Raw genomic sequence first — 26,208 nt, 5'->3', positions numbered from 1 at the left:
GCGAGGGTAGGACGCTGCCGTGCTTTTTTAATATTCCGGCTTAGCTCAGTTGGTAGAGCGCTTGACTGTTAATCAAGATGTCGTCAGTTCGAGTCTGACAGCCGGAGCAAGAAAAAGAGGACCTGGAAGGGTCCTCTTTTTGCGTCTATATGATAAACCTGTTGATAGATATTGATGCTCTTTCTTTGATTACGGCTTTTGGTTCTTCTAGCCTGATACCGGGCCATCAGGTGACTGAAGCTGCGGTAGCCATAGGCGGTGTGCTCAATCTGCTTGATTTTACGGTTACTCCTTCCAGGCAGCCATTAAACTCTTTGTACTTAGCTGGGTTAAGTAGGTCTTGCAGATTGTCCTTAAAAGTTTTCCCGCAGTCCTGGCAGATAATACGCTCTTTGGCCAGCTTAAGCAGTACGGGCTAACTGGCAGCGCTGCTTAGGTATCTAACCTTAACGCGGGCATGACCATTGTGCCAGACGTGAAGCGAGTGGAAGTAAGGACAGGCAGTCAATTTAAGAGTGCAGTAGGCTACGTTAGTCGCAATGCCGCTAATTGTTTTTTGGACCAAATTAGTAAATTCGAGGTTTGGGTCTTTAATCTTGAGCAAAAGTTTAATCCAATTAAAGTGAGAGGTCATCAGTAAACTCCTAAATAGCTCTGAGGAGTAGAGTTAATAGATTTTATGGCAAGAGGACTTAGGGCTTCTTTTATTATGCAGAAAAATCGGCTCTATAAGAAACCTGTTGCTAGATATTGATGTGAACCCCAAAATTAGGACAGTTTAATAAATTTTAGCTGAGGACTAACGCTCGATATTCAATCGGAGTTAGTTCTTTCAGTTTGCTTTTGATCCTTTTGCTGTTGTAATAGTCAATGTATTTTCTGATTGCTTCTTCCAGTGCCGTTAAATTCTTGATGGTCTGTTCAAAGCCAGAGAACATTTCCCGCTTTAAGATGCCAAAGAAGTCTTCCATCAAGCCGTTGTCCAGCGAGTTGCCCTTGCGCGACATGGACTGATCGATGACGTGGTCTTTTAGCCAAGCTTGAAGTTGCGGGTGCTAATACTGCCAGCCCTGGTCCGTATGAAAGGCCAAACCATTCAGTACCGGGTGCTGCGCCAGGCCCGCCCAGACTCTAATCTCGTTATGATCAATACCGTATTCGCGCTCTAGTTTAGCTAGAGAGGTTTGGTGAGATAAGTATTTACTAATAATTGCGATTTTGTATTCACTTACTTATTTAGTCATGAAAAAAGTGCTCCTAATAGGTTTAACTATTATGGAACACTTCAAATCTAGAGGGTTAATTTTATTTGCTAATCTTATATAATTATTAAAGTATTTAAATTAAAGACCAAAGCAAATTTGATAAACAAAGATTCCAACTAGAGCACCCAAGGTTGGTGCGACTACCGGAATCCAACTGTAGTCCCAATTTGAGGAACCCTTATTTGGAATAGGTAAAATAGCATGAACAATACGAGGGCCTAAATCTCTTGCTGGATTTAAAGCAGGACCAGTTGGACCACCATCTGCAATAACTAGTGCCATGATGATAAAACCAACTCCTAGATTAGCAATATCAACAGATTGCTTGAAAAATACGCCACTGTAAATACCAGTTGCCGTAAAAACTAGAATTGCTGTTCCAATACATTCTGAAATAAAACCATTTAGTTTATTATTTAATGTTTCACCAGTTGCAAAACATGCAAATATTTGTTCCTCACTATTTGTACTTTCTCTAAAATACGGCCAGTAAATAGCAACAACTAGCAGTTGACCTAAAATAGCACCTAACATTTGGGCAAATACATATGGAGCAACTTGGTTCCATGGGAATACTCCAGCAGCCGCTTTTGCAATCGTAATTGCTGGATTTAAGTGGTTACCAGAGATTGACCCAAACATCATGGCCGGAATCATGACGCCAAAGCCAAAGCCGAGGGCAATAAAAATCCAGCCTCCGTTAGCTTGACCATTTTTACCGTTCGCCGTAGTTTTCTTTAAAAATGAGTTAGCAACGGCTCCGTTTCCAAAAACAATAAAGACTGCTGTACCTAGAAATTCTGCGAGGTAGCGTGTCATCCAACTTCCTGTCATAGTTTTCCTCCTAATACTAAATAACAAAAGTAACAAATACAACAAAACTATAACATTATTTCAAGCGCTTCCAAAGAATACATAGTAATAACAGTAATATTAGTTATTGTAACTATCAATTTTAGTTATGATTATGTAAAGCACTGATAAAAAAGGCTTTTTAAAATATTTTAGGGCTTTATTAAGCGTCACTTTACCGTTTGCTATTAAAAACATAACCATTTTTCATAGGAGCTGAAAATACTAATATAACAATGTTTGTGATTAATTTCGTTAAAAAGATAAAATTGCTGGTCAATTTGCTTTTTGTTTTCGCTTACATGAAAATGGGTAACTGAGAGCAGAAATGAGTTTATTATTTTCGAAAGGATATGTGAAACTATGAGTTTTAACACTTATGACAATGTTTTATTAGAAGCAGAGAATGGAATTGGTACACTGACCATTAATCGTCCTAAGGTATTGAATGCACTGAATTCAGCCACCCTGCAGGATATTGGCGATGCACTGCGCGAGGTGCACGCACACCAAGATGAAATCAAGGTACTGATTATTACCGGTGCGGGTGAAAGATCCTTCGTCGCAGGTGCCGATATATCACAAATGCATGATATGAACGCAATGGAAGCATTAGAGCTTTCCAAATTGGCACATAAATCATTTGGTGAAATTGAGGACCTGCCGCAATTTACCATTGCCGCTGTTAATGGCTTTGCACTTGGTGGTGGTTGTGAACTGGCTTCATCATGCGACATGCGTGTTGGTTCGACCAAGGCTAAATTTGGTCAGCCAGAAGTTGGCTTGGGAATTGTTCCCGGCTTCGGTGGAACCCAGCGTTTAACCCGTCTGGTTGGCCGCGGCAAGGCAAAAGAAATGATTGCTACTTCAACGATGATTACAGCAGAAGAAGCATACCGGATTGGTCTGCTTGATGAATTGGTTGAGCCTGATGAATTAATGAACAAGGCTCATGACATTGCCAACCAAGTAATGCAGAATGGTCCAGTGGCCGTTGCATTAGCTAAATATTCAGTGGATCGTGGCGCAGATTTACCATTAGACGTTGCGATTGACATGGAATCACAAATTTGGGCTGAAACCTTTGCAACAGAAGATCAAACTGAAGGAATGAGTGCATTCTTAGAAAAGAGAAAAGCTAGCTTTTCCGGCAAATAAATAATTATTGAAGTAGAAATTTATCCCAATTTCGTTTACGAATTTGTAAAAGTTTAAAGTTTAAGGAGAACAAAATGAATCGAGTTACTAAGTTGTTAGGTATTAAGTACCCTGTAGTTCAAGGTGCCATGCAGGAAGTTGCTACCGCAGATTTAGCTGCTGCCGTTTCAAACGGCGGTGGTTTGGGAATCATCGCTGCTGGTGGAAAGACCCCAGAGCAAGTCAGAGCCGAAATTAAGAAGGCAAAAACGCTAACGGACAAGCCATTTGCCGTCAACCTGATGCTGATGGACAAGAACACGCCAGAAGTAGTCAAGGTAATCATTGAAGAAGGCGTTAAAATCGTTACTACCGGTGCCGGTACGCCTAAGGCATACATGCCCGACCTGAAGGCTGCAGGCATCAAAGTTCTGCCCGTTATTCCTAACGTTAAAATCGCTAAGAAAATGGAAGAAATGGGTGTCGATGGCGTAATTGTTGAAGGCATGGAAGCCGGAGGCCACATTGGCAACACCACGTCCATGGTATTGTGGCCACAAATCGCCGATGCGATTTCAATTCCGTTAATTGCTGCTGGTGGTATTGGCGACGGTCGCGGCGTCGTTGAGGCTTTTGTTGCCGGTGCTGAAGGCGTTCAGTGTGGTACTATTTTCTCCATCTGCAAGGAGAGCCCTGTCGGCGACAACTGGCGCAAGGCCGTAATTGAAGCAACCGATACTGGTACGGCTGTTGTTGGTACTAGCATCAGGGGTGGTGCCACCCGTGGTATTGCCAATGATGAAGCAGCTAAATTGATGGAACTGGAGAAAAATGGCGTCTCTAGGGATGACTTCAACGCAGCAATGAACAAGGCCTTGTACGTGGGCGTGCGTCAGGATGATCCTAAGGAAAGTTTCTTCATGTCAGGTGAAGTTGCCGGCTTAATCAAGGAATCAAAACCTGCTGCGCAAATCATCAAGGACCTGATGGATGATGCACAAAGGGTCATTGAAAAGGGCGTTGAAATTTTCTAGGATAGTTAAAGGGCAATAACATGGCCGAAGAAAAGTTACGCATTGGCTTGTCGGGCAGTTTTACCAAGCAGGTTACGGATGAGGTTGTGCAACAGTTCGCAGAACTGAGTGGAGACCATAATCCTGTTCATATGGATGAGGACTTTGCGAAGAAAACGCAGTTTAAGCACCGCATCGCTCACGGGATGATCACGGCGGCCTTCATTTCAACCTGCCTTGCAGAACACATTCCGGGACAGGAAAGCTGTATTTATTTAGACCAAACGCTCCGCTTTGCCAAACCCGTCTATTTGAACGATATCTTAACGGTCAAATGCACGATTACGGAGTTCATTCCCAAAGCACGCTTTACAATTGTGGTATATGATACAATTGTAACTAATCAAGATAATGTTGTAGTTACTAGTGGCCAGGCAAAGACAATGGCTACGAAATAAAATAATTTTTATAAATTTAAAGCCCCGTATTATGGCAGTTATGTGCATAATACGGGGCTTTTTGAAAGCTTGCATAACTTTTGGTTATATTACAAATGAAAATTATGTATTTCACAATATTAGGCTGTAAGCGGTATCCTTAATTTGTCAGAAAACGTTGAAGGGTTTTCTGAATATGAAAGTATTTAAATTGTTTGTTTTATTATTAATCTGCTCTCAATAACTCAAACTCATTTATTGTTTCGTAATTAAACTCGTTATTCATTAGAGGAGGATATTCTAATGGCAATACAATTTATCAGTAGTAAAAAAGCTGCTGAATTAATTCCAGATAAAGCAGTAATTGCGCTCGATGGATTTTTAGGCAGTGACACTCCAGAAGAAATTTTGGAATGCATGAGGGCAAGGTTTAAAAAAGAGGGTCATCCTAACAACTTGGAGGTTTGGCACGCATCAGGAATCGGTGATGGCAAACACCGGGGAACCAACAATTTTGCTGAAAAAGGGTTTTTGCACCGCCTAGTGGGTGGACACTGGGCACTAGCACCGGAACTCGAACCACTCTCAGCCAATAATGACTTTGAAGCGTTTAATTTCCCACAGGGCGTTTTATCACAAATCTTTCGGGATGCTGCTGCACATAAACCAGTTTTAATTACTAATGTGGGGTTGGGTACTTTTGTAGATCCAGAAGTTAGCGGTGGTCGTTTAAATGAGGCTGCTAAGAATACAACTTTAGTAAATAGAATCAATATTCATGGGAAAGATTATTTAGCCTATGAGGTTCCTAAGCCGAATGTTGCACTGTTACGTGGTACATTTGCTGATGAAGATGGTAATATCACTTTTGAAGATGAACCGTTGACTTTAGTTGCTACGGCGATTGCAATGGCTGCACACAATAATGGTGGTAAGGTTTTTGTACAGGTTAAGCGTGTTCTTAAGAGCGGATCAATGAATCCTAAGGACGTCCGCATTCCGGGTGTGCTGGTTGATTATGTCGTTGAAACTAATGATATTGAAATGACAAGACAAACAACCGATACACAGTATAACCCGGATTTTGTTAAATCTGCAGTTATTAAAGCAGCTGATGCAATAGATCTGCCATTAGACAGTAAGAAGGTTATTGCTCGGAGAGCAGCCCTATTTTTCAATCGAAAATCAGATCAGGTTGTCAATTTTGGTATTGGTAAGTTTCCAGAAACTTGTTCACTCGTACTAAAGGAAGAAGGCGTGTCTGGCAATATTATGACAACTGTTGAGCCAGGAACGTTTGGTGGCACACCACTAGGAGGCGGCGACTTTGGGGCAGCAATTGCGCCTCAATCAATCATTGATGAGCCGTATATGTTTGACTTTTATGACGGAGGCGGCATTGACCTAACTTTCTTGGGCTTAGCTGAAGCTGATGCTAATGGCGATTTGAATGTATCTAAATTTGGACCAAAAATTGCCGGTACTGGCGGTTTTGTGGATATTACACAGAATACTCCTAAAATCATTTTTACGGGTACCTTTACTGCAGCGGGTCTGAAAGAAGAAATTAAGGATGGCCAACTACATATTATTCAAGAAGGTAAAGTAAAGAAATTTGTTAAGCAAGTTCAACAAGTAACATTTTCGGGCAAGGTTGCCTATGAGAACAAGCAAAAAGTTTGGTATGTAACCGAACGGGCTGTTTTTGAATTATGTTCAACCGGCTTAAAGTTAATTGAAATTGCTCCAGGTGTTGATTTACAAAGAGATGTTCTTGATCAAATGGAATTTAAACCATTGATCAGCGATGACTTAAAGACAATGGATTCAAGAATTTTCCAAGCGCCTATTATGAATATAAAGAACGATGATTAAGACCTTTTAAACTAAGTTAATAATTAAGCAGTATTTTTAAATGGATGATGTAATTTGCATTTAATACTGCTTTTTTTATCAATTTGAACATGTATGAAAGCAGAGGAAATAATTTTGGATATCAATCAAATTAAATATTTGCTAACTGTTGTAGATAATAATTTTAATTTAACAAAGAGTGCAGAAGTATTACATGTTTCACAGCCAGCTATTAGCAAATCAATTAAGGATATTGAATTCAAAAAAGGTATACAGGTTTTTAAGCATAAAAAGGGTCGAATCGTTGGTTTAACCCATTATGGAATGACGCTTGTTAATGAATCACGGAAGGTTTATCAGCAATATGTTGTGATGATGGAAAAATTGAATCAATTATCAGAAGGAAGAAACGGGACTATAAGAATTGGAATTGCCCCAGTAATCAATTCAATTGTATTCAGCAATGCACTACTTTCTTTCATTAATACCAACCCCGGTATTGAGCTAAAGTTAGTTGAAGACGGTGCGTATAGTTTGCAGCGTAAACTAGTCTTAGGGGATATTGATTTAGCCGTAATTGTTTCACCAGCGACAATTGAAGGAATTTATGAAAATACGATTTATGAAAGTAGTGTACGCGTTTGGTTTAACAAACATCATCGGTTTAATCAGCTTGAAGAGAGAGCTGTATCCTTTGCAGAAATTGAAAAAGAAAAAATAGTTACCTTAACAGACAGCTTTATGGTTACCTTTCAGTTGAATAAAAGATTCAGAGGGGACCGGATACATCCTAATTACTTTTTACAAACCGTTTCTTGGGATTTAGTGTTGAATTTAGTGCAAAAGGACCCAAAATTGATTGGTATTCTAGCTGCACCGATTGGACAAAGTTATAGTGATCAGAGTATTAAAAGCAAAGAGATGGAGCCTACATTTCCGTGGAAAATTTCACTGTGCAATACAGTTGATTCGATTGAAAATCCTACCATTGATTATGCAAAAGATTGGTTTTTGAAATATTTTTCCAAGTATAAAAAAATTTCAATAGGTAATAATTAGAAGGAATATTGACATGTTAATGAAGATTGATAATAAAGAAATTTATTATGAAGTTATGGGTGTTGGACCGGCAGTGATCTTTTGTCATGGTTTTGGTGGGAGTCACGTTGTTTGGTCAGAACAGGTAAATTATCTAGTAAAAAGTGGATACCAAACTATTACTATTGACTTGCCCGGTCACGGCAAAACAATAGGTCCGGCTGCAGGCACAATGAAGGAATTAGCGGATGAAATAGCACAGCTTATCCAGAACTTAAACCTAAAAACAATTATTTTAATTGGTCACTCGATGGGCGTGGGCCTGATTTGGGGACTTTTAAAATATCACCCTGAATTAGTTGTAGACAAAGTAATCGCTGTTGATCAAACACCTAAAATGCTTAATGATGTAGATTGGAATTTCGGTTGGACTAATGGTCAGCTACGATTGACTAAGGATAATTTTCAGCAAGTTTTAATTGAAAATAAACACGTCAAAGAAACACTTAACGGCATAGACAGTCGCGTGTGGAAGAAACTATTTCCCTTCAAGAAAAAGTATCCTTTTAATCGTGCTAAAAATTTGCCGTTGCTGCTGGATCATGTGCAAAAAGACTGGCGCAGCGTGGCCTATGGGATGGATATGCCCACACTAATGGTAAGCTCTGCCAAAAGCCCATATTTTCCAATAGGGTATACGGCCGCACTGCAGCAGAAAAACAGTCATATCAGTGTAAAAATAGTAGACGATGCTGGCCACGACGTAATGGCGGAGCAGCCAGACGAGTTTAATGCCCTGATGGGCGAATTTTTAGGAATCAAGCAATGATGAAAGCAGTTTTCCCTGGAAGTTTCGATCCGATTAGCAACGGTCACCTCGCCATAATTGCCAGAGCCTCTCTGCTATTCGAAGAAGTAATAGTCGTTGTGGCCACTAACACGCACAAAGCCACGTTGTTCTCACCGCGCAAAAGGTTTGAAATGGCTAAGGAGGCGGTCTCCGGCTGGAAAAATGTGCACGTTGAGTTGGTCCAAGATGAATTGACGGTAACTTTATTGCAGCGGTTGGGAACAAACGTAATTGTCAGGGGCATTAGGAATGAACAGGATTTTATTTATGAGCAGCAGATTGCGCAGATGAATAATAAATTGGATCCGAATGTTGAAACGGTTATCCTGTTTTCCAGTCCTGAGACGTGCTGCATTTCTTCCAGTCTGATTCGTGAAATAGCACGTTTTGGCGGGGATTTGTCTGCAGTTGTTCCCAAAAACGTTAATTTAGCCTTACGGGCTTTATATCAGAATAAATAAATTCATGGAGAAATAATGAAAAGAGAATATACAACTAAATTAGCAATAAGTGCTGTTTTTGTGGCGATACTAATTTTGCAAAGTTTTGTACCGAATATTGGCTATATCAGAATACTGCCCGCGCTGCCGGCAATTACAACAATTCCGTTAACGGTTGCCATTTATGGCAGCTTGCTGGGTCCGTGGTACGGGGCCGGTTTTGGTTTATTCTGGGGATTAACCAGATTAGTAGTTGCATATACGCAACCAGGCGATATGGTCAGCCTGTTATTGTTTCAAAACCCGGTAATATCACTGGTTCCTAGTATTTTTGCAGGCTTTTTCCCGGGGTTGATTGCGGCTGGCTTTAAGAGCAAAAAGGTGGGGATGCAAAGGCTGGCTTGTATACTGAGCGGCGCAGTGACGTCCTTAACTAATACGGGACTCGTTATCATTTTGACTAGTCTGATTTTTATGAATAACCCGGCCGTTTTGACTGCACACATGGGCAATTTTAGTGCGGGGACGTCGCTTATCGTAATCCTGATCGTTTCGCTGGGGATGAATGGCATAATTGAAGCGATTTTTACGGCTGTAGTTACGCCGCTTATTGTCACGCCACTGCGCTACGTGATGAAAAGGGCCTAGAAATGAGCAATTTCACTAAAGTTTCACGGAACAAGTGGGCTCAAGAAGTGAAGAGCAGCGGCCGCATTGATAAAGATGAGCTGAAAGAGCTGCTGTCGCTTGGCGATGTAGTTGACATGGATGACATCAACGATATCTACACCCCACTGGTGCACTACCTCTACCTCTTTGTTCAAAACAAGAGAATGTTGCTAAAATCTATTAGCCACTTTGCCGGCACTAACAACAAAAGGCCTTTTATCATTGGCGTATCCGGTCCGGTAGCCGTTGGCAAATCCACGACTTCGAGGCTGCTGAAGATCTTGCTGGAACGCTCGTGTCCCCATCAAAAAGTTCAGCTCATGACCACCGACGGATTCCTTTACCCTAACTGGAAATTGGAAAAGAAGCGGCTGATGGACAGCAAGGGCTTCCCGGATTCTTATAATATGAAGCTTCTTGCCGATTTTCTTTCCGATGTTACGAGCGGTCAAAAAGAAGTGTTTTATCCGTTGTATTCGCATGAATTATCGGACATCGTGCCCGGCAAATACGGCAAAATTACGAATCCTGACATCTTGATCATTGAGGGCATAAACACCCTCCAGATTCCCCCCAACGAAGTGGTGGTGACGAGTGACTTCTTCGATTTTTCAATCTATATTGATGCAGACGAAAACCTGATCAGGACCTGGTTTTTACAGCGCTTTGTCCACCTGCTAGCCATGAATAAAAACAACCCGGCTAGTTTTTACTATTCTTGGGCAAAGCGGCCCAAAGCGGAGGCGGTTGATATGGCAGAACGCGTGTGGCAGACCGTTAACCTGGTGAACCTGCGTGAATACATTAGTCCCACTAAAAGCAGGGCCAACGTGATTTTGCATAAAAATTACGGACACCAAATTGATAATATTTACTTACGACATTTCTAAAAGAGTCTGGAAAAAAGTGCTCTTTGAAGTTAAATTAAAAAATTTCACAATTTAAAAAGACCGACAAATCAACGTTTTATTGACGTGACTTGTCAGCCTTTTTAGTTAGGTTAGAGTTTTTCCCAGACTCTTTTTTTAAAGATAATTGCGCTCAAGCCCCACAAAAATCGTTACGATCAATAAATCCGCACAGCCGCCCAAGCTGTAATTATTGGTCAGGCACTCCTCATTGAGCCGCAGCAAGCATTTTTTGCCAGCGGCGGTAGCATAGCCGCCAAGGTCCAGGTACTCAGTGGCACGTTTTTGCAGCCACCGAGCTGCATCGTAGCTGCCGGCGCGCTTGATGAGGTTGCTGTCGACCGTTACCGTGGCAATTTTCATTAGCGTGTCAAGCAGCCGGGTCTGCAGGGTGCCGGTGCTGTTTTGCAAAAAAGAAAGCGCAGCTTCGCGGACGGTGGGGTAGCCCTGCTCCGCTTGCGCACGTGCACCACCGGTCCCGTACTTGAGAAATTCTTGTTCACCGGCCGTTTTATGCTGGTTGTTTTGCACCAGGTCGTGTTCCACCAAGCCCCTGCACATTTTGGTGATGGTGGCAAAGAGTTCGGTCCCATTGGTTTGGCTGTAGCTTTCCGCGCAGACGAAAATCCCCAGGGCAAAAATTGCGCCCTTGTGGGTGTTGACGCCGTTTGTTGCGCTGAACATATCGTGCTCTGCCGCAACGCCTTTTTGCCGCAGTTGAAAAAACATCGCAGTCAGGTCGCTTCCCGTGAAGCTGCGGCCGATTTTTTCTGCCGCGGTAAAGTATTTGGTCAAACTCAGACTGCTGTCGATAAAAGTATAAACATCCATATCGGGGTGTGGTCCCGGGCTCGCCGGATCAACTAGGCCCGGCTTGGGCAGGGTAACAACTTCGTATAGAAGCGCTCTTAGCGCATTTTGCGTGATTGAATTAGTCATAATGCTATTTTAACTTTCTCTTTTTAAAAGTACAAAAGTTAATGTTAAAAGATGCAGACTATCAACAAGCGAGTAGGGCAATAAAGTATTTACTTTTTAAAAAAAGCAATTACAAAGTCGTCCAACTTTTGTCTTACGTCATCCATGTTATGATTGCCTCCTTGCAAAATGTGAAGTTCGCTGTTAGGCAATATAGCTTGAAAATGGCGAGAAGCGTAATTATTAACAATTTCGTCCTTGGAACCGGCTAGAACGAGTGCGGGCTTGCTAAACGCCTGCGCAACTTCGTATATGTTTAAAAATTTAGCGGTTCTAAAATAAAAACTTTTTAAAGTAAATGGTGCTAACTTTATTTTATCTGGGACATGGGTGGAATCGTATTCAATGCCCCAGCACGTTCCGATTTTGGCATCGTCAACCAGTGTAGCAGCTGGATTTATCAGAATTTCTTTTGAAATGATGTCTGGATAGTATCCAGATATCATAGCAGCAATGACTGCTCCTTGAGAATGCCCAACTAAATAAATGTTTTTAACACCAGGGATGTTTTTGGCATACTCAATAGCTGCACTAGCGTCTTCAAGCTGGGAAAAAACATTCATGTCTTCAATGTTGCCGTCACTGTTGCCATGTCCACTGAAGTCAAAACGCAGAGTAGCAATGTCACGAGACCACAGCTTCTGTGCCAATTCTGGTAGAAGAGTGCATGGCGAATTAATCATGTGGCCGGCAAAACCATACAGTAAAATTGCCAGGTCAAATTTTTCTTTATTTGGGGTATGAACTAACCCCTGCAGAGCTAACGTTTCGCGTCTAAAAACAATATTTTTTTCTGACATATGAATTCTCTCCCCTAAATAGTCTTTCACTTTAATTATAAATAATCTGATGTTTTTGGCACAAATATATAAATTACTTCTATCAATGTTTATATTAAAATTTATTGATAAAGATAAGCGGTTTCATTATTGTATGAATGTCAAGTGAATTTTTTAACACATGGGGAGAAAGTCATATGTTTAATAAAAAATACAAATTAACATCTGTATCATTATATTTCAGTACGATAATGATGGGTATCAGCATGTCCGTTTTAGCTCAATACAAAGGAGAATTTGCTCAACTTTGGCATACTAACTTGGCGGGCGTATTAAATGTTATTGGAGCAGCAGGTCTTGGAGGAATAATAGCTGCATTAATTACTGGCCCTTTGTCTGATAAATTGGGCCGAAAATTTTCGGCCGTAATTGGTCATTTCATTCAGTCAATTTATTATTTTGGTCTGTTATTTGCACCTAATCTTACAATTGCTTACATAATGGCAGTTATTGGCGGGGGCTTGGGGAATTCTCTTATTAATGCGGGAGCTATACCAACTTTAATTGAAATTTTCCCTAAAAATGCTTCTGTAGCAAACTTAATGACTAAGTTTATGATTAGTGCCGGTCAATTCCTGCTGCCCTTGTTTATCTTGCTGGCCAGTGCGACAGGCGTTGGCTACAGGGGTGTTTTTATAGGAGCAGGAGCAATTTACTTGCTTCTTACAATAATAATGATTTTCTTGCCTTTTCCTACTCCTGGTGAGGATGTAAAGGAAGCTCTAAAAAAAGGTCAACACAAATCAAGGCAACATGTAACTCTTGGAGCTGTCGCCTTAGTCTTAATTGGATATACTGCAACGGCTGTATTCTTTCTCTGGCTGAATACATATCAAGAATTGGCAATGCAGTATGGTATTAAACAGCCGGGTGTTCTGCAGTCAATTTATGCGATTGCTTCTATAGTATCAGTGTTGGTTAATTCTTTCCTTGTTAAGAAGGGGGTAAAAGAATCGACCATTTTGACCATTTATCCTCTTGTTAGTGCGTTGGGATTATTTTTGCCATTAATTATTCATCAAGGATGGATACTATACCTGGTTAGTCTAATTATTGGATTCTTTGCTGCTGGGGGCCTATTTCAGTTAGCATCAACTTTGCTTGCCAAGATGTATCCTAAGCTGAAGGCAACTGCTATGTCATTCGCTAGTTTTATGTCTATGCTTGCTAATATTACCATTTTAACTTTTGCATCGATCATAGTTCAGAATATGGGATCACACGGTCAACAGGGTATTTTAATTATGAACATTGTTGTATGTATTATTGGCGCTACGCTGGGACTAATTGTAAAAATACAGGAAAGCAAAACACGCAACTAGTTTATATGCAATTATAGTTAGCAACTTGAAATAAGGAAATATATCATGATTGAAAAAGATATAACGATTAAGCGGGATGGCTTGAATTTAGCTGCTAAAATCACGCTTCCCCCAAGCGACAAGTATGACGTCGCGATTTTAGCTTATGGATTTGTGGGAATGATGGATCCCACGGTTAATGATTTGCTTCCCGTTTTAGCAGAAAAACTTCATGAAGAGGGCATGGCCACTGTTCGCTTTGACTTTAATGGTCACGGCCTCAGTACAGGTCCGCTAGATAATATGTCTATTTATAATGAACTTGAAGACTACCACGCTATTCTTCAGTATGTCTTGGACAATTTCACGGGCATGAGTCACCTCTATCTTATTGGTCATTCCCAAGGCGGCGTTCTATCATCGATGATGGCCGGTTTTTATCCTGATAAGGTAGACAAGCTAGTCATTATGTCATCTGCATCCACATTAGTTGACGATGCCAAGATCGGAACCTGTATGGGGGTAGATTATGATCCCAATAATATTCCTAGCAAAATTGATTTTAAGGATTTTAAAGTAAACGATTGGTACTTTAGAACTGCCAAGTTTATCAATAATTATGATGTTGCACAGAATTTTCATGGACCGGTATTAGCCTTACACGGCGAAAAAGATGCAATAGTTAATAATTATAGTTCTAGGCACTATCAGGCCGTGCTTGATAACTGTGAATTTCATTTGATTCCGGGTAGCGACCATGGCTTGCATGAAAATCGTAGTCTTGTTTATGAATACATTCTGGATTTTTTAAAGAAATAGATTTTTAAGTCATAAAAACATTTTGCTAAACATGATTTTCATGGCTGTAATATTGCTAAGAAAGAATATGCTTCTGCTAAAGATATGTTATTTTGGGGAGTGGCTCTCGCCAATGTTTCAATTGTACCGTTAACGTTTTTAGGACACTCTTTGGGCAAGCTGATTTTATAAAGAATCATATGAGAATCGTTTAATAGACGGTTCTTATTTTTATTGATTTAATATACTGATTAATTTTATTAAATAGATTTATTTTTCTTTATGCTTCTTTCTTATATAATGTAAGCGATTTATGAATATTGAGAAAGATGGGATAATCATGGCAGAAAAAATCATTAGAACGCACGCTGCAGGGCGTAACGGTCAAATAGACTTTAACATTGAACTTGAAGATAACAATATAAAGAATATTGAGGTTACAAAAAATTCAGAAACACCAGCAATTTTTAACCAAGCCTTTGGTAAGTTAAAGAGCAACGTTATTGAAAATCAAAGTTTTGATGTTGATGCAGTTTCAGGCGCATCATTGATGACTCAAGCCATGCTTGAATCCGGTAAAAAAGCTTTAGAGGAAAATGGCATACAAACCAAGCCGATTGCTAAGCCTAAGCATGAAGAAGCAAATTTAAATGTTGACGTTGCTGTTATTGGCTCGGGAATGGCCGGATTAATGGCTGCGTGCCGTGCTCTTTCAATGGGTAAAAAGGTAGTTATTTTAGAAAAAAATGGCTATATTGGTGGTGCCACTGCATTAAATGGATCAAACGTGGTCGGGACTGGTTCTAAGGTATCGGCCCAATTATTTGGTGCTGATAGCAAAAAGGATTCGCCTGCTTTATTGGCAAAGGATATCGCCCGTGAATGTCGCGGTACTAACTATAAGGAACTTTCCACACTGCTAGCACAAAACATTGGAAAAGCTGTTGATTTTATCACGCAATTTGCTGATTTGACTTTCCAAACGGCAGAAACCCAAACGGTTGAGCATACTGTTAACCGCCAAATTGAGATGCCAACGCAAAGCTCCTATGAGTTAGTGATGAAAGTTGCCCAAGCCTTTGAAGATAAAGGTGGCAAGATTCTACTTGATGCTAGAGTTGAAGAACTAAATAAGGATGCTGACGGCAAGTTGAGTTCCTTAGTAGCAGAAGGCAGACACCAAACAACTGTCGTCAACTTTAAGTCATTAGTTCTTGCGGCAGGCGGTTTTGGAGCCAGAGACTACCGGGCACACAAGACCAATATTCCATATTACGGACCGATGACTTCGACGGGCGACTATTTTGATTTTGCCAAGAATATGAATTTAGTTACGAGGAACCTTGATTGGTACAAAATATACCCTCATGGACTGGAAGTTGAACCTGGCATTGCTAAGTTGACAACATATTCAACTAAAGAAGTTGCTGATATGGGTGCAATTTTTGTTAATCGTGAAGGCAATAGAATAGTTAATGAGTCCGCTCCGTACACTCACTTTAGGGATGCGATTGGCAAGCAGAAAGATAAAATTGCATTCATCGTCATGGACCAAAAAATGTGGAATCGGTTTTATGAATTATTGTTGAAATATGGTTTTACAAAGGAAGAAGTACAGGGCTTTTTCAATTTAGAGGGAAAGAAGAGCCCGATATTAGTAAAAGGCGACCTTGAAACAGTCGCAGACAAAGCTGGTATTGATTATAAAAACTTAAGCAAAACGATGGCTAATTATGCTGAAAGCGTTAAAAGCCGTCATGATTCTGACTTTAACCGTGATCCGCAATATTTACATGCCTATGAGGGAAATGCTTTTTATATTATTGAACAGAAGCAGCGGTTCTGTACTACCCTAGGTGGGTATGAAGCTACCGATCAAATGCAACTGCTTGATAAGGATTTTAATGCAGTTGCCAATTTCTATGCAGCAGGAGAAATAGTTGGGGGAGCTAATGGTCATGACTCTATGCCAAGTATGATGAATTCGTGGTCGTATGCTTCGGGTTTAGTAGCCGGGACTGCAGCTGCGGATAATGCCAACTATAACCACGGTTAGCCTATAAGTTCGAATAATTAATGTTGGTGACCACATCAAAAAGATTGCTGCATCTACGTTTGATTACGGAGATGCAGCAATCTTTTTTTGTTTTAAATCAATTTGTTTTGCTCAATGTAGTTTTTATAGCAATATTGCTGGGCAAAGTCTTGAAATTTGTTAGTTACAGGAGATGAAAAATGATTATTCCTTGTTACCATGTAAATTCGGTGATTATCAATCTGATTTTTGATCCGCAGCAATTTAACTAAATTGTCGTTCAATTGGGGCAGATTAGGAACAAGAGCCACCCCAAACCCCCAATGAACGAAGCCGATGATGGTATGATCTTCAACAGCTTCCATTTGGACTTTGGGGTGAAAATTGGTTGTATCAAAGATTTGATTAATTCGCGGCCGTAAGCCACTCTTGTCTGAGTACATAATAAATGGATAAGGAGACAATTCATTTAAGTAAACACTATCTTGGCTAGCAAGAGGATTAGATAGTGGGACCGCAATTTTCATTCCTTGGTCTACTAAATGGTGAACGTATAATTGCTCTACCTTTTGTTTGGGTTTAGAGCTAAAGACTAAATCCAGGTCATCATTAAGCAGACTGGCAACCAGATTTTCAGTGGTGTCTTGCTTGAAAGAAAATTGAATCTCTTTATTAGCTGTCTGTTTCTTAAATGCGTGCACCAGACGAGGAATTAAATCTTGTCCTAACGTAAAAGTGAAGCCTAAATTGATATGTCCACGATTGGCATCTAAAAGTTCTGCAATATGTTCAGAGCCTTGTTCAAGCTTGTTCAGACTTTCTTGAACATACTTTAGATAAATCTTGCCGTAGTTGGTTAATTTGATATTACGGCCTTCTTTTTCAAATAGCGGAACACCAATTTCATTCTCAATATTATCAATCGCATAGGATAAAGAGGGCTGTGAGATGCCTAGATTTTCCGCAGCCTTTGCCATGTGTTCAGTATGTGCTAATTCTACAAAAAATTTTAAGTGTCGTAAATTCATAAAAGCCTCAAATGTTTAATGGAATTACTTAAATCATAAAGTAATTTTATTAATAAAGCAAATTGCCTTTATTTATTCTAATTCTGCAAGCGATATCATAGATAGTGAAATAAATCTTTTTTGAAAAAGGAGAAAAACAATGACTAATAAAATTACTGGTGTCAATGGTCCTATTACTGGTTGGTTAGACGGGCACACTTACCTGATTGGACTCATGGCTTACCCGATTCGCCACTCAATGTCGCCGACGATGCACAACAATGCTTTTGCCAAGCTGGGGTTGAACTTTACCTACCTGTGCTTTGAAATTGGCAACGACAAGCTTAAGGGCGCGGTCGATGCAATCCGCACCCTAGACATGCGGGGCTCCAACGTTTCGATGCCAAATAAAAAAGAGGTCATCAAGTACCTCGACAAGCTATCCCCGGCTTCGGAAATGTGTGATGCCGTTAACACCATCGTCAACGATGATGGTGTCCTGACTGGCTACACTACCGATGGCATCGGTTTCGTTCAGTCGCTCAAGGACGAGGGCATTTCGATTGAAGGCAAAGTAATGACGCTAACAGGTGCCGGTGGTGCAGCTACCCCAATCGCCGTGCAGTCGGCCCTTGATGGTGTTAAAGAAATCAGAATTTTTAATCTCAAAGACGACAAGTGGGCTCAGGCTGAAAAGAACGTCAAAACCATTCAAGAAAAGACCGACTGCAAGGTGTCACTGACCGAGTTGACCGACCAAGAGGCGTTCAAGCAATCGATTGCAGAAAGCGACATTTACTGTGATGCCACGAGCGTTGGCATGAAGCCGCTAGAAGACAAGACGCTGGTATCTGACCCTTCATGGTTCCACAAGGATATGGTTGTTTTTGACACGGTTTATGCACCAAGGACGACTAAGCTAATGAAGGTTGCGCAGGAAGCCGGCGTTGAACATGTCTTTGATGGAATCGGCATGATGATTGAGCAGGGTGCTGCTTCATTCAAGCTGTGGACCGGTCAAGACATGCCTACCGACTACATTCGCGAGATCATGTTTTCTGATGAAAACAAATAAGTATTCTTAGTTTAAGTTTATACAACCTCTTGTTGGAAAAACTGACAAGAGGTTTTTCTAAAGGAGAAAAGCATGAAAAATAAATATACGCCCACAGCTCTGGCCCTGTATTTTAACTATTTTGTTCACGGCATGGGAGTGATTATCCTTTCACAAAATGCAGCTGCTTTGGCAAAACAATGGGGAACAACCCAAACTGCTGCCTTGGCTGTGGTTTCAGCCTTGGGAATTGGGAGAATTATCAACTTATTAATTTCGGGTATTTTATCCGATAAGTTTGGCCGTAAACCATTTGTTCAATTAGGAATTATTGCCTACTTTATCTTTTTTGTAGGGATCTTGTTTTCACCCAATACGGTTGTTGCATATGTTTTGGGCATTTTAGCCGGAATGGCTAACTCCTTCTTAGATACGGGGACTTATCCTGGTCTGATGGAAATTTATCCTAATTCAAAGGGTACTTCGAATGTTGTCTTGAAAGCATTTATTTCAGCAGGACAGTTCCTTTTACCGTTTATTGTTAGTGGATTAGCTGCTGCACACATGTGGTACGGATGGTCGTTCATTATTCCTTCAGCAATCTTGGTAATTACTTTCTTGTACTTCTTGTTTGGCGGCGCTTTTCCGGATTCTAAAGAGGTGGCTAAGGCCGATGAAGAAAAGGCCAAGGAAGCTGAAGCACAAGAAGATACTAACGTTAAGAGCAATTTGTGGATTGATGGCACCCTGTTCATTATTTATGGTTATATTTCTCAAGCAACATTTTATCTAGTTAGTCAGATGTTAACTCAGTATGGTCAACAAGTGGGCGGTATGGCCCAAGGTGCGGCACACTCATTGGTCTCATGGTATTCACTTGGATCTATTATCTGTGTTTTACTAACTGCGACTTTGGGTAGAAAATTTAGTGAGATTCAATTCGTTCCAATTTATACACTAGGAGCTTTTATCTCTATCTTATTAATGTGGATGTTCCCAACTAATGCTGCTTTGATGGGGATCCTTGCCTTGCTTGTTGGTTTCTTTGCTGCTGGTGGGGTAATGCAGTTAGCCTTAACTGTCATGGCTGAATTCTTCCCAGCAGGTAAAGGTACGGTTACAGGATTTTTCTATACTGCAGGGTCGATTGCTTCATTCACCATTCCACTCCTTATCGGTTGGATTGGCAATATGAAGAACGTCATGCTGCTAGACGTTATTATTGCCTTAATTGGCTTTATTGATACGCTTCTTATTGCAATTCGCTACAAGAAGTTATTTGGCAAACTAAGTAAATAAAGGGGACGCAAAATGTCTACTGTAAAAATTAGAAATATTGTTTTAGGAACGGGCATGCCCAAGATTGCCGTCCCAAACGTCGGAACGACTGAAGCGGAAATTATCTCCTCTGCTAAAAGTATTGCTGCTGCCGACCCCGACTTAATGGAATGGCGGATAGACTATTATCAAGCCGGTATTGCCGACACTGATGAGTTGATTGCCGCTGCCAAGAAGCTACGCGAAGTTGTGGGTGAATTGCCAATCTTGGTCACGTTCAGGACCAAAAACGAAGGCGGCGTGCTGGAATTGTCTGAAGACGACTACCTGGATCTACTGCAAACCGTTATCGCAAACCGCCTGGGCGATGCTGTTGACATTGAACTCTTTCATGATGAAAAGCGGGTCAAGGCACTCGTTGAATTGGCCCACAATTACAATGTTGTCGTGATCATGAGCAACCACGATTTCGAGAAGGTTCCGGCTAAAGACGTAATTGAGTTTCGCCTGGAAAAAATGGCAGCGCTTGGGGCGGATGTTCCCAAGCTTGCGTGCATGCCGCACACGGCGAGTGATGTGCTGACACTGCTTGAAGCGACAAGTGAAACATGCGCTAAGCTGCCCAACCCGCTGATTACGATGGCAATGGGCGACCTCGGCAAGGTAACGCGGGTTGCCGGCCAGGTGTTTGGCTCGAGTCTGTCTTTTGGCGCGGTGGGCAAGACATCAGCTCCGGGACAATTGTCAATCGAAGACCTGCGTAATGCAGAAAACTACTTAGAGATACATTAATTATTGAAATAAAAGCACAGGGTGAGATATTCTCTGTGCTTTTATAGTAGAAAATAGTTTTATCTTAACCTGGTGCTAGTTATATATTTTTATATTCTGTAAAAAATAAAGTGTTAGATTTTATAATTTTAGACGAAAAGTATGGTTATATTAAATTGTGTTAAGTAAAACATCAATATTTTATAAATAACGATTGAAACAATATTATCTATTTAATCTAAGTTTACAAAGATCAGGTATTTTGAAAGGAGAAAGATAATGAATAAAATAAGAAAAATAATGTTAATTGTTGCATTGTTATTTTTAAATATCGTTGAACAAGCGGCCAGTGTTATAACAGCAACTATTCCAGGTATGGCCAAGACTTTTGACAATGTTTCCTTGACTAATGTTGAAATGCTAACAACCATTGTTTCAATGTTTGTAACAGTTTTTGTTCTTGTAAGTGGAGTAATTGTCAAAAAAATTGGACAAAAGCAAACAGCTCTGTTGGGATTAGTAATAGCAGCTATAAGTTCAATAGTTCCAGCATTTTCAAATTCATATATTATAATATTAATTTCTCGAGCAGTTCTTGGTATAGGTATTGGTTTGGCCAATCCTCTTGCAATTAGTTTGATTGGTACCTTTTTTCAAGGTGATGAGCGAGCTAAATTAATGGGCTGGCGGTCAGCTGTAGCTGGTGTTGGTACATCTCTTATGACATATTGGGCAGGTCAACTGTTAAAAATTAGTTGGCATGCTTCTTACTTAGTATATTTGCTGTTTATACCTGCTGCTATTCTGTTTATTATGTTTGTTCCAAGTCCAGAAAAAGAAGGCTATATTGAGGAACAAAATTTAACTAAAGAAAATGATAAAAGAGTTGCGCATATTCAAAATTCTAAGCCACTACTGATTATGCTTATGGTTCTGATGTTTATGGCAATGGTTAATTTTATGATTCTTTCTGTTAAATTACCGACCTTTTTAGTCCAAAATAAAATAGGTACGGCTTCTCAATCAGCTACTGCATGGAGTATTCATAATCTTGCCGGTTTGTTGGGCGGAATGAGTTTTGGCTATTTGTATAAGCATTTAAAGAAGTATTTATTACCATTAGGCCTTGTTTTTGTTGGGTTCGGCTTTATAATGATAGGTCTTTCTAAAGAAATGGGAATGATTTATTTATTAAATATAGTCACCGGCTTTGCAGCTTCTAATGTAACACCGTATATTTTTAATCGAATAAGTGAAAAGGCTTTACCACAAAATGCACCATTTTATACTTCTCTAGCATTAGTCGGCTCTAATTTTGGCTCATTTATTTCACCATATGCAGGAAGTTTTATCGGTAGAACAGGCAAATTAGCTATTATTAATGCCGGAATTATTTTAATCGTATTAGCAATATTTACTATAGTAGTTTCTTTTAGGAGCACAAAAGCTACAAGGTAGTATTTTGGAGGAAATAATTATGCATTTTCAAATGGGTAAAAAAATAGATTTTGAAAGAAATGAAGATTTACTTGAAAAAGCAAAAGCTGTTCAAACACCGTTATTAACTGAGACTGTGGAACCTAAGGATATGGTTGAAGTGGTTACAGGCAAAGGAATAAGTGGAATAACAGTCAAGTCTTCTTCAAAAAAAATTCAACAGCTTAGCAAGTTTGGCTATGGACGAGATGATTCAATTATTTTGGATTTTGGTGATCACCATGTGGGCTATTTTAGTGTAGAAATTTCTTCGATAGGTTCACCTATGGATGCTCCATTATTTTTGCATTTAGTATTTGCAGAACAACCCGTTGAATTAGTTAAAATAAGGGAACCTTATCGTGGAGTCCTGAGCAAATCTTGGTTACAAGAAGAGTATATGCATATTGATAAATTGCCAACTATTCTAAAACTAAAAAGAAGATATTCTTGTAGATACGTTAAATTAGAGGTTGTTGACACTTCACCTAAATGGAAAGTTGTATTTCACAATCCGAAGTTTGAAGCAAAGAGTGCCGTGTCCTTATCTAATATAAAGCTTTTCAAAACTGGTGATAGTTTATTAGATAGAATAATTGAGGTTAGTGCAAAAACTCTTCAAGATTGTATGCAAGATGTATTTGAGGATGGTCCAAAAAGAGATAGGAGGCTGTGGTTAGGAGACTTACGTCTTCAAGCTCTGGCAAACTATGCGTCGTTTAATAATCAAAACTTGGTTAAGCGATGTTTATACTTATTTGGAGCTTTACCAACTAGTAGTGGGCGAATTACAAGCAATTTATTTACTAATTCTAATCCTATTCCAGATGATACGTTTTTATATGATTATGGATTATTTTTTATTTCGACAATGTATGATTATTATCAACAATATCATGATAAAGAAACCATAAATGATTTGTTTCCCGCTGCAAAACGAGAAATAAATCAAGCTTTGCTCTATTTAAATAATATAGATGTGGTAGAACTAAGATCAGATTGGCCTGTATATATTGATTCAGGAAACGATTTTGATAAATCAACATGCGCAACAGCTATTTTAATTTATGCCCTTAAGCAATTTGTTTACTTAGGAAAAATAATTAATGAAGATGTAACAAAGTATTCTCAACAACTAAAGAAGATTCAAGCTTCAGTTGTTACTCATTTTTATGATAAAAGAAGCAAATTTTTTGTTAGTGGGAAACAACGGGAAGCTAATATAGCTACTCAAGTTTGGATGGTATTAGCTCATGTTTTATCCGATGGAGAAAATCATTCTCTCATGCAGCAAAGTATGAAAAAGTTTTATCCATTTAAAGATATCACAACTCCGTATATGTACCATCATATCGCTGCCGCTCTTTTTGAATCAAATAATTTAAAATTAGCTGTTCAATTAATTAAAGAATATTGGGGCGGCATGCTTAAATTGGGTGCGGACACTTTTTGGGAAGCCTATAAACCTGATGATATTAATTTTTCGCCATATAATAACTTAGCAATTAATAGTTATTGCCATGCTTGGAGTTGTACACCAATTTATTTGTTAAAAAAGTATGTAAAGTAAAAAAGAATGGTGAGTATAGTATGTATAAATACCTTAGTATAGATATAGGCGGTACAAATATTAAGTTCGGATTGTTTAATAAATCTGGAGAATTAGTTGATAAGAACTATACAAGCACACCATGTAGTAATGTTTCAGATTTAATAGAAAAACTTGAAGGTATTATAGAGCCATATTTATATTGTATTAAGGGAATAGCTATTAGTGTCCCTGGAAAAGTGAATTCTAAATCTGGAACAGTTTATCATGGAGGTTCTTTACACTATCTTGATCAATTTAATTTTAAACATGCTTTTCAAGATAAATATGATATTCCCGTAGAAGTAGAAAATGATGGCCGATCTGCAACTCTTGCTGAAATGTGGCGTGGAAGTATGTACAACGTGAATAATGGAGCTGTACTTGTTTTGGGTACTGGTGTAGGAGGTGGAATAATTGCAAATGGGAAAATATTACGGGGTTTTCATAATCAGGCTGGAGAAATAAGCTTTATTACTTTAGCAAATCAAATTGATCAAACAAATATGGTTGGGCGTTTGTGTTCATCAATAAATATGATTGAAGAGTGTTCAAGAAAAATGGGTAATCCTAACAACCATGATGGTGGAAAAGTATTTGATGCTTTAAATAAAAAGGATAAAAGAATAATGCCTATATTTAATAGATATTGTGCAGCTATTGCAACAACAATATTAAACATTCACAGTGTGATAGATTTGCAAAGAGTGGCAATTGGTGGTGGAATCAGCAATCAACAAATTTTGCTCAAGCAAATAAAAAAAGAATTTGTTACTGGAATTAACCATTCTCCTAAGATTGAAAAAAATATTGAATTGCCAGAAATTGTAGCTACTTCTTTTTTAAGTGATGCAAATTTATATGGCGGATTATATAATTTTTTAAATAAACAAACAAAGTATACAGAAAGATAATTTTATGATGCAAGTCAACAAATTTCCAGATAATTTCCTTTGGGGTGGAGCAACTGCAGCTTGTCAAATAGAGGGTGCATACTTAGAAGGCGGTCGAGAGCCTTCGACAATTGATGCAATGCCAGGTGGTAAAGACAGGTTAGAAATACTTGGAAGTGATAATTTCGATTGGAAAATTAATAAAAAGAAGTATAACTACCCCAATCATTTTGGCATAGATCATTATCATAGATATAAAGAAGATATTAGACTTTTTGCCGAAATGGGCTTTAAGTGTTATCGTTTTTCGATTTCTTGGAGTAGGATATTTCCTAAAGGTATTGAAGATGTACCTAATGGTAATGGACTAAAATTTTACGATAACGTAATTAATGAATGTCTAAAGAACAAAATCGAACCAGTGATTACGCTTTCACACTACGAAATACCACTATATTTAATAAAAAAGTATGATAGTTGGGCTAATAAAAAGCTGATTAAATACTTTGAAAAATTTGCAAAAACAATTTTACATAGATATTCAACTAAAGTAAAATATTTTATTACCTTTAATGAAATTAATTCGGCATTACATTTCCCTGTCTTATCTCAGGGATTGGTACCTAGGACTGGGTCTAAAGATTATAAAAATATTTTTCAGGCGTGGCACAATCAATTTTTAGCTAGTGCAAGAGTAGTCAAGTATGCTCATAGAATTAATTCTGAAATAAAAATGGGTTGCATGATTTTATCTACAGCAAATTATTCTTACGATTGTAATCCTAAAAATCAATTAGCTAGCTTTCATAGAGAACAAGAATTTAATTTCTTCTGTTCAGATGTTCAAGTTCGTGGAATATATCCAACGTATACACATCGTCTTTTAAAAGAACACGGATTAACTGAACAAGATATTAATTGGACGAATTCAGAACTTGATGAGATAGCTATGGGTACTGTGGATTATATTTCGTTGAGCTATTATCAGTCAAATACAATTGATGTGGTTAATGATCGAGAAACTGTTCCTGGTAATTTGACGCATAGTGTTAAAAATCCTTTTTTAATTGCCTCTCAGTGGGGATGGCAAATTGATCCAATAGGCTTACGTATAATACTTGATAAGCTTTATGACCGGTACCAGAAACCATTGTTTGTTGTAGAAAATGGGTTAGGCGCTGAAGATGAACTAACTAGTAAAAACAAAATTTACGATGATTATAGAATAGACTATCTAAAAAAACATCTTGAAGCAATCGGCGGTGCCATTGCTGATGGAGCTAAAGTTATCGGTTATACCCCGTGGGGCTGTATTGATTTAATTAGTTCTTCAACAGGACAGATGAGCAAAAGATATGGCCTTATATATGTTGATCTTCAAGATGATGGGAGTGGCTCATGCAAGAGATTAAGAAAAAAGTCCTTTTTTTGGTATAAAAGAGTAATTGAAAGCAATGGGAAAAACTTATCAGTAGAGGGGTTAGAATATTAACTTATAAAAAAGAGTCTGGGAAAAAACTATTTCCCGGACCAACAAAAAAAGACGTTGAACTCAACGCCTTTTTTCGTATACATTTTGTCTTGGCCCTGATATTATTTGTTTACCAAACTCAAATAGATCGGAGACCAATTTCAATGTACCAAAATTATACCACAGGCCAAACTGCTTTAGTACTCAATTTAGATTTTGTTATTCCCCAGGACCACCTGGTTCATGCCATTAGCCA

Annotated in this window: 23 protein-coding genes, 1 tRNA gene and 2 pseudogenes; 20 read left to right on the top strand and 6 right to left on the bottom strand. The window is 39.0% G+C overall.

The features are described 5' to 3' along the window. Positions 1-34: 34 nt before the first annotated feature. Positions 35-107, top strand: a tRNA-Asn gene (locus AC2JF8_RS09095). A gap of 38 nt (positions 108-145) precedes the next feature. Here the strand turns inward: AC2JF8_RS09095 and AC2JF8_RS09090 are convergent. The 3 genes and pseudogenes from AC2JF8_RS09090 to AC2JF8_RS09080 form a co-directional block, all read right to left on the bottom strand. Next, positions 146-316 (bottom strand): annotated as a pseudogene (locus tag AC2JF8_RS09090) (transposase); the annotation flags it as partial. 472 nt (positions 317-788) lie between these two features. Further along, positions 789-1,082, bottom strand: a pseudogene (locus tag AC2JF8_RS09085) (IS3 family transposase); the annotation flags it as partial. 261 nt (positions 1,083-1,343) lie between these two features. Continuing rightward, positions 1,344-2,099, bottom strand: coding sequence for an MIP/aquaporin family protein (locus AC2JF8_RS09080; protein ID WP_500762772.1), 756 nt, complete (start codon positions 2,097-2,099; stop codon positions 1,344-1,346). 381 nt (positions 2,100-2,480) lie between these two features. On the opposite strand from AC2JF8_RS09080, the gene AC2JF8_RS09075 reads away from it, so the two are divergent. The 9 genes from AC2JF8_RS09075 to coaA all read left to right on the top strand — a co-directional run bounded on the left by AC2JF8_RS09075 (position 2,481) and on the right by coaA (position 10,445). Next, positions 2,481-3,275, top strand: a complete 795-nt coding sequence (locus tag AC2JF8_RS09075; RefSeq protein WP_500762771.1) for an enoyl-CoA hydratase-related protein — start codon at positions 2,481-2,483, stop codon at positions 3,273-3,275. A 74-nt stretch (positions 3,276-3,349) separates the two neighbouring features. Then, positions 3,350-4,288 carry a nitronate monooxygenase gene (locus tag AC2JF8_RS09070; protein ID WP_500762770.1) on the top strand — a complete coding sequence of 313 codons (939 nt, stop codon included), beginning with the start codon at positions 3,350-3,352 and terminating at the stop codon, positions 4,286-4,288. Positions 4,289-4,308: 20 nt separating this feature from the next. Continuing rightward, the gene (locus AC2JF8_RS09065; RefSeq protein ID WP_500762769.1) at positions 4,309-4,725 is read left to right on the top strand and encodes a MaoC family dehydratase; all 417 of its coding nucleotides are present in this window, start codon (positions 4,309-4,311) and stop codon (positions 4,723-4,725) included. 282 nt (positions 4,726-5,007) lie between these two features. Beyond that, entirely contained in the window at positions 5,008-6,579 is a 1,572-nt protein-coding gene (locus tag AC2JF8_RS09060; RefSeq protein ID WP_500762768.1) for an acyl CoA:acetate/3-ketoacid CoA transferase, read from the top strand. 93 nt (positions 6,580-6,672) lie between these two features. Then, a complete protein-coding gene (locus tag AC2JF8_RS09055; RefSeq protein WP_500762767.1) occupies positions 6,673-7,617 on the top strand; it encodes a LysR family transcriptional regulator in 945 nt (314 codons plus the stop codon). A 13-nt stretch (positions 7,618-7,630) separates the two neighbouring features. Continuing rightward, positions 7,631-8,425, top strand: coding sequence for an alpha/beta fold hydrolase (locus AC2JF8_RS09050; protein ID WP_500762766.1), 795 nt, complete (start codon positions 7,631-7,633; stop codon positions 8,423-8,425). Beyond that, complete coding sequence (gene coaD / locus AC2JF8_RS09045; protein WP_500762775.1) at positions 8,425-8,907, top strand: pantetheine-phosphate adenylyltransferase; 483 nt, start codon at positions 8,425-8,427, stop codon at positions 8,905-8,907. Before AC2JF8_RS09050 ends, coaD begins: the two co-directional genes overlap by 1 nt. A 15-nt stretch (positions 8,908-8,922) precedes the next feature. Further along, positions 8,923-9,534, top strand: a complete 612-nt coding sequence (locus tag AC2JF8_RS09040) for an ECF transporter S component (RefSeq protein WP_500762765.1) — start codon at positions 8,923-8,925, stop codon at positions 9,532-9,534. Between the two features lie 2 nt (positions 9,535-9,536). Further along, positions 9,537-10,445 (top strand): type I pantothenate kinase, encoded by a 909-nt coding sequence (coaA, locus tag AC2JF8_RS09035; protein WP_500762764.1) that lies wholly within the window; start codon positions 9,537-9,539, stop codon positions 10,443-10,445. 135 nt (positions 10,446-10,580) lie between these two features. Here the strand turns inward: coaA and AC2JF8_RS09030 are convergent, their stop codons facing one another. After that, positions 10,581-11,405, bottom strand: coding sequence for a triphosphoribosyl-dephospho-CoA synthase (locus AC2JF8_RS09030; RefSeq protein WP_500762774.1), 825 nt, complete (start codon positions 11,403-11,405; stop codon positions 10,581-10,583). Between the two features lie 86 nt (positions 11,406-11,491). Then, on the bottom strand, positions 11,492-12,241 hold the full coding sequence (locus tag AC2JF8_RS09025; RefSeq protein ID WP_500762763.1) for an alpha/beta hydrolase: 750 nt from the start codon (positions 12,239-12,241) through the stop codon (positions 11,492-11,494). A 176-nt stretch (positions 12,242-12,417) separates the two neighbouring features. Here AC2JF8_RS09025 and AC2JF8_RS09020 point away from each other — a divergent pair, with 176 nt between their 5' ends. The 3 genes from AC2JF8_RS09020 to AC2JF8_RS09010 all read left to right on the top strand — a co-directional run bounded on the left by AC2JF8_RS09020 (position 12,418) and on the right by AC2JF8_RS09010 (position 16,435). Beyond that, complete coding sequence (locus AC2JF8_RS09020; protein WP_500762762.1) at positions 12,418-13,602, top strand: MFS transporter; 1,185 nt, start codon at positions 12,418-12,420, stop codon at positions 13,600-13,602. Between the two features lie 48 nt (positions 13,603-13,650). Continuing rightward, positions 13,651-14,400 carry an alpha/beta hydrolase gene (locus tag AC2JF8_RS09015; protein ID WP_500762773.1) on the top strand — a complete coding sequence of 250 codons (750 nt, stop codon included), beginning with the start codon at positions 13,651-13,653 and terminating at the stop codon, positions 14,398-14,400. Positions 14,401-14,719: 319 nt separating this feature from the next. After that, complete coding sequence (locus tag AC2JF8_RS09010) at positions 14,720-16,435, top strand: FAD-dependent oxidoreductase (RefSeq protein ID WP_500762761.1); 1,716 nt, start codon at positions 14,720-14,722, stop codon at positions 16,433-16,435. 92 nt (positions 16,436-16,527) lie between these two features. Here the strand turns inward: AC2JF8_RS09010 and AC2JF8_RS09005 are convergent, their stop codons facing one another. Next, complete coding sequence (locus AC2JF8_RS09005; protein ID WP_500762760.1) at positions 16,528-17,442, bottom strand: LysR family transcriptional regulator; 915 nt, start codon at positions 17,440-17,442, stop codon at positions 16,528-16,530. Between the two features lie 139 nt (positions 17,443-17,581). On the opposite strand from AC2JF8_RS09005, the gene AC2JF8_RS09000 reads away from it, so the two are divergent. The 7 genes from AC2JF8_RS09000 (at position 17,582) to AC2JF8_RS08970 (ending at position 25,973) form a co-directional block, all read left to right on the top strand. Beyond that, the gene (locus AC2JF8_RS09000; protein WP_500762759.1) at positions 17,582-18,496 is read left to right on the top strand and encodes a shikimate dehydrogenase; all 915 of its coding nucleotides are present in this window, start codon (positions 17,582-17,584) and stop codon (positions 18,494-18,496) included. 72 nt (positions 18,497-18,568) lie between these two features. Further along, positions 18,569-19,774, top strand: coding sequence for an MFS transporter (locus AC2JF8_RS08995; RefSeq protein WP_500762758.1), 1,206 nt, complete (start codon positions 18,569-18,571; stop codon positions 19,772-19,774). A gap of 12 nt (positions 19,775-19,786) precedes the next feature. Further along, positions 19,787-20,545: a type I 3-dehydroquinate dehydratase gene (aroD, locus tag AC2JF8_RS08990; RefSeq protein ID WP_500762757.1), complete on the top strand. Its 759-nt coding sequence runs from the start codon at positions 19,787-19,789 to the stop codon at positions 20,543-20,545. Positions 20,546-20,803: 258 nt separating this feature from the next. After that, positions 20,804-21,982, top strand: coding sequence for an MFS transporter (locus AC2JF8_RS08985; protein WP_500762756.1), 1,179 nt, complete (start codon positions 20,804-20,806; stop codon positions 21,980-21,982). Positions 21,983-22,001: 19 nt separating this feature from the next. Beyond that, on the top strand, positions 22,002-23,570 hold the full coding sequence (locus AC2JF8_RS08980; RefSeq protein WP_500762755.1) for an alpha-L-rhamnosidase-related protein: 1,569 nt from the start codon (positions 22,002-22,004) through the stop codon (positions 23,568-23,570). After that, positions 23,531-24,502 carry an ROK family protein gene (locus tag AC2JF8_RS08975; RefSeq protein WP_500762754.1) on the top strand — a complete coding sequence of 324 codons (972 nt, stop codon included), beginning with the start codon at positions 23,531-23,533 and terminating at the stop codon, positions 24,500-24,502. The genes AC2JF8_RS08980 and AC2JF8_RS08975 overlap by 40 nt, the downstream gene beginning before the upstream one ends. A 4-nt stretch (positions 24,503-24,506) precedes the next feature. Next, positions 24,507-25,973, top strand: coding sequence for a glycoside hydrolase family 1 protein (locus tag AC2JF8_RS08970; protein WP_500762753.1), 1,467 nt, complete (start codon positions 24,507-24,509; stop codon positions 25,971-25,973). The last annotated feature ends 235 nt before the right edge of the window (positions 25,974-26,208 follow it).

The sequence above is a fragment of the Lactobacillus sp. CA30L genome, assembly GCF_059900845.1.
Note: the sequence above shows the minus strand (reverse complement) of the source record. Positions and strands in the feature narration are given on the sequence as shown.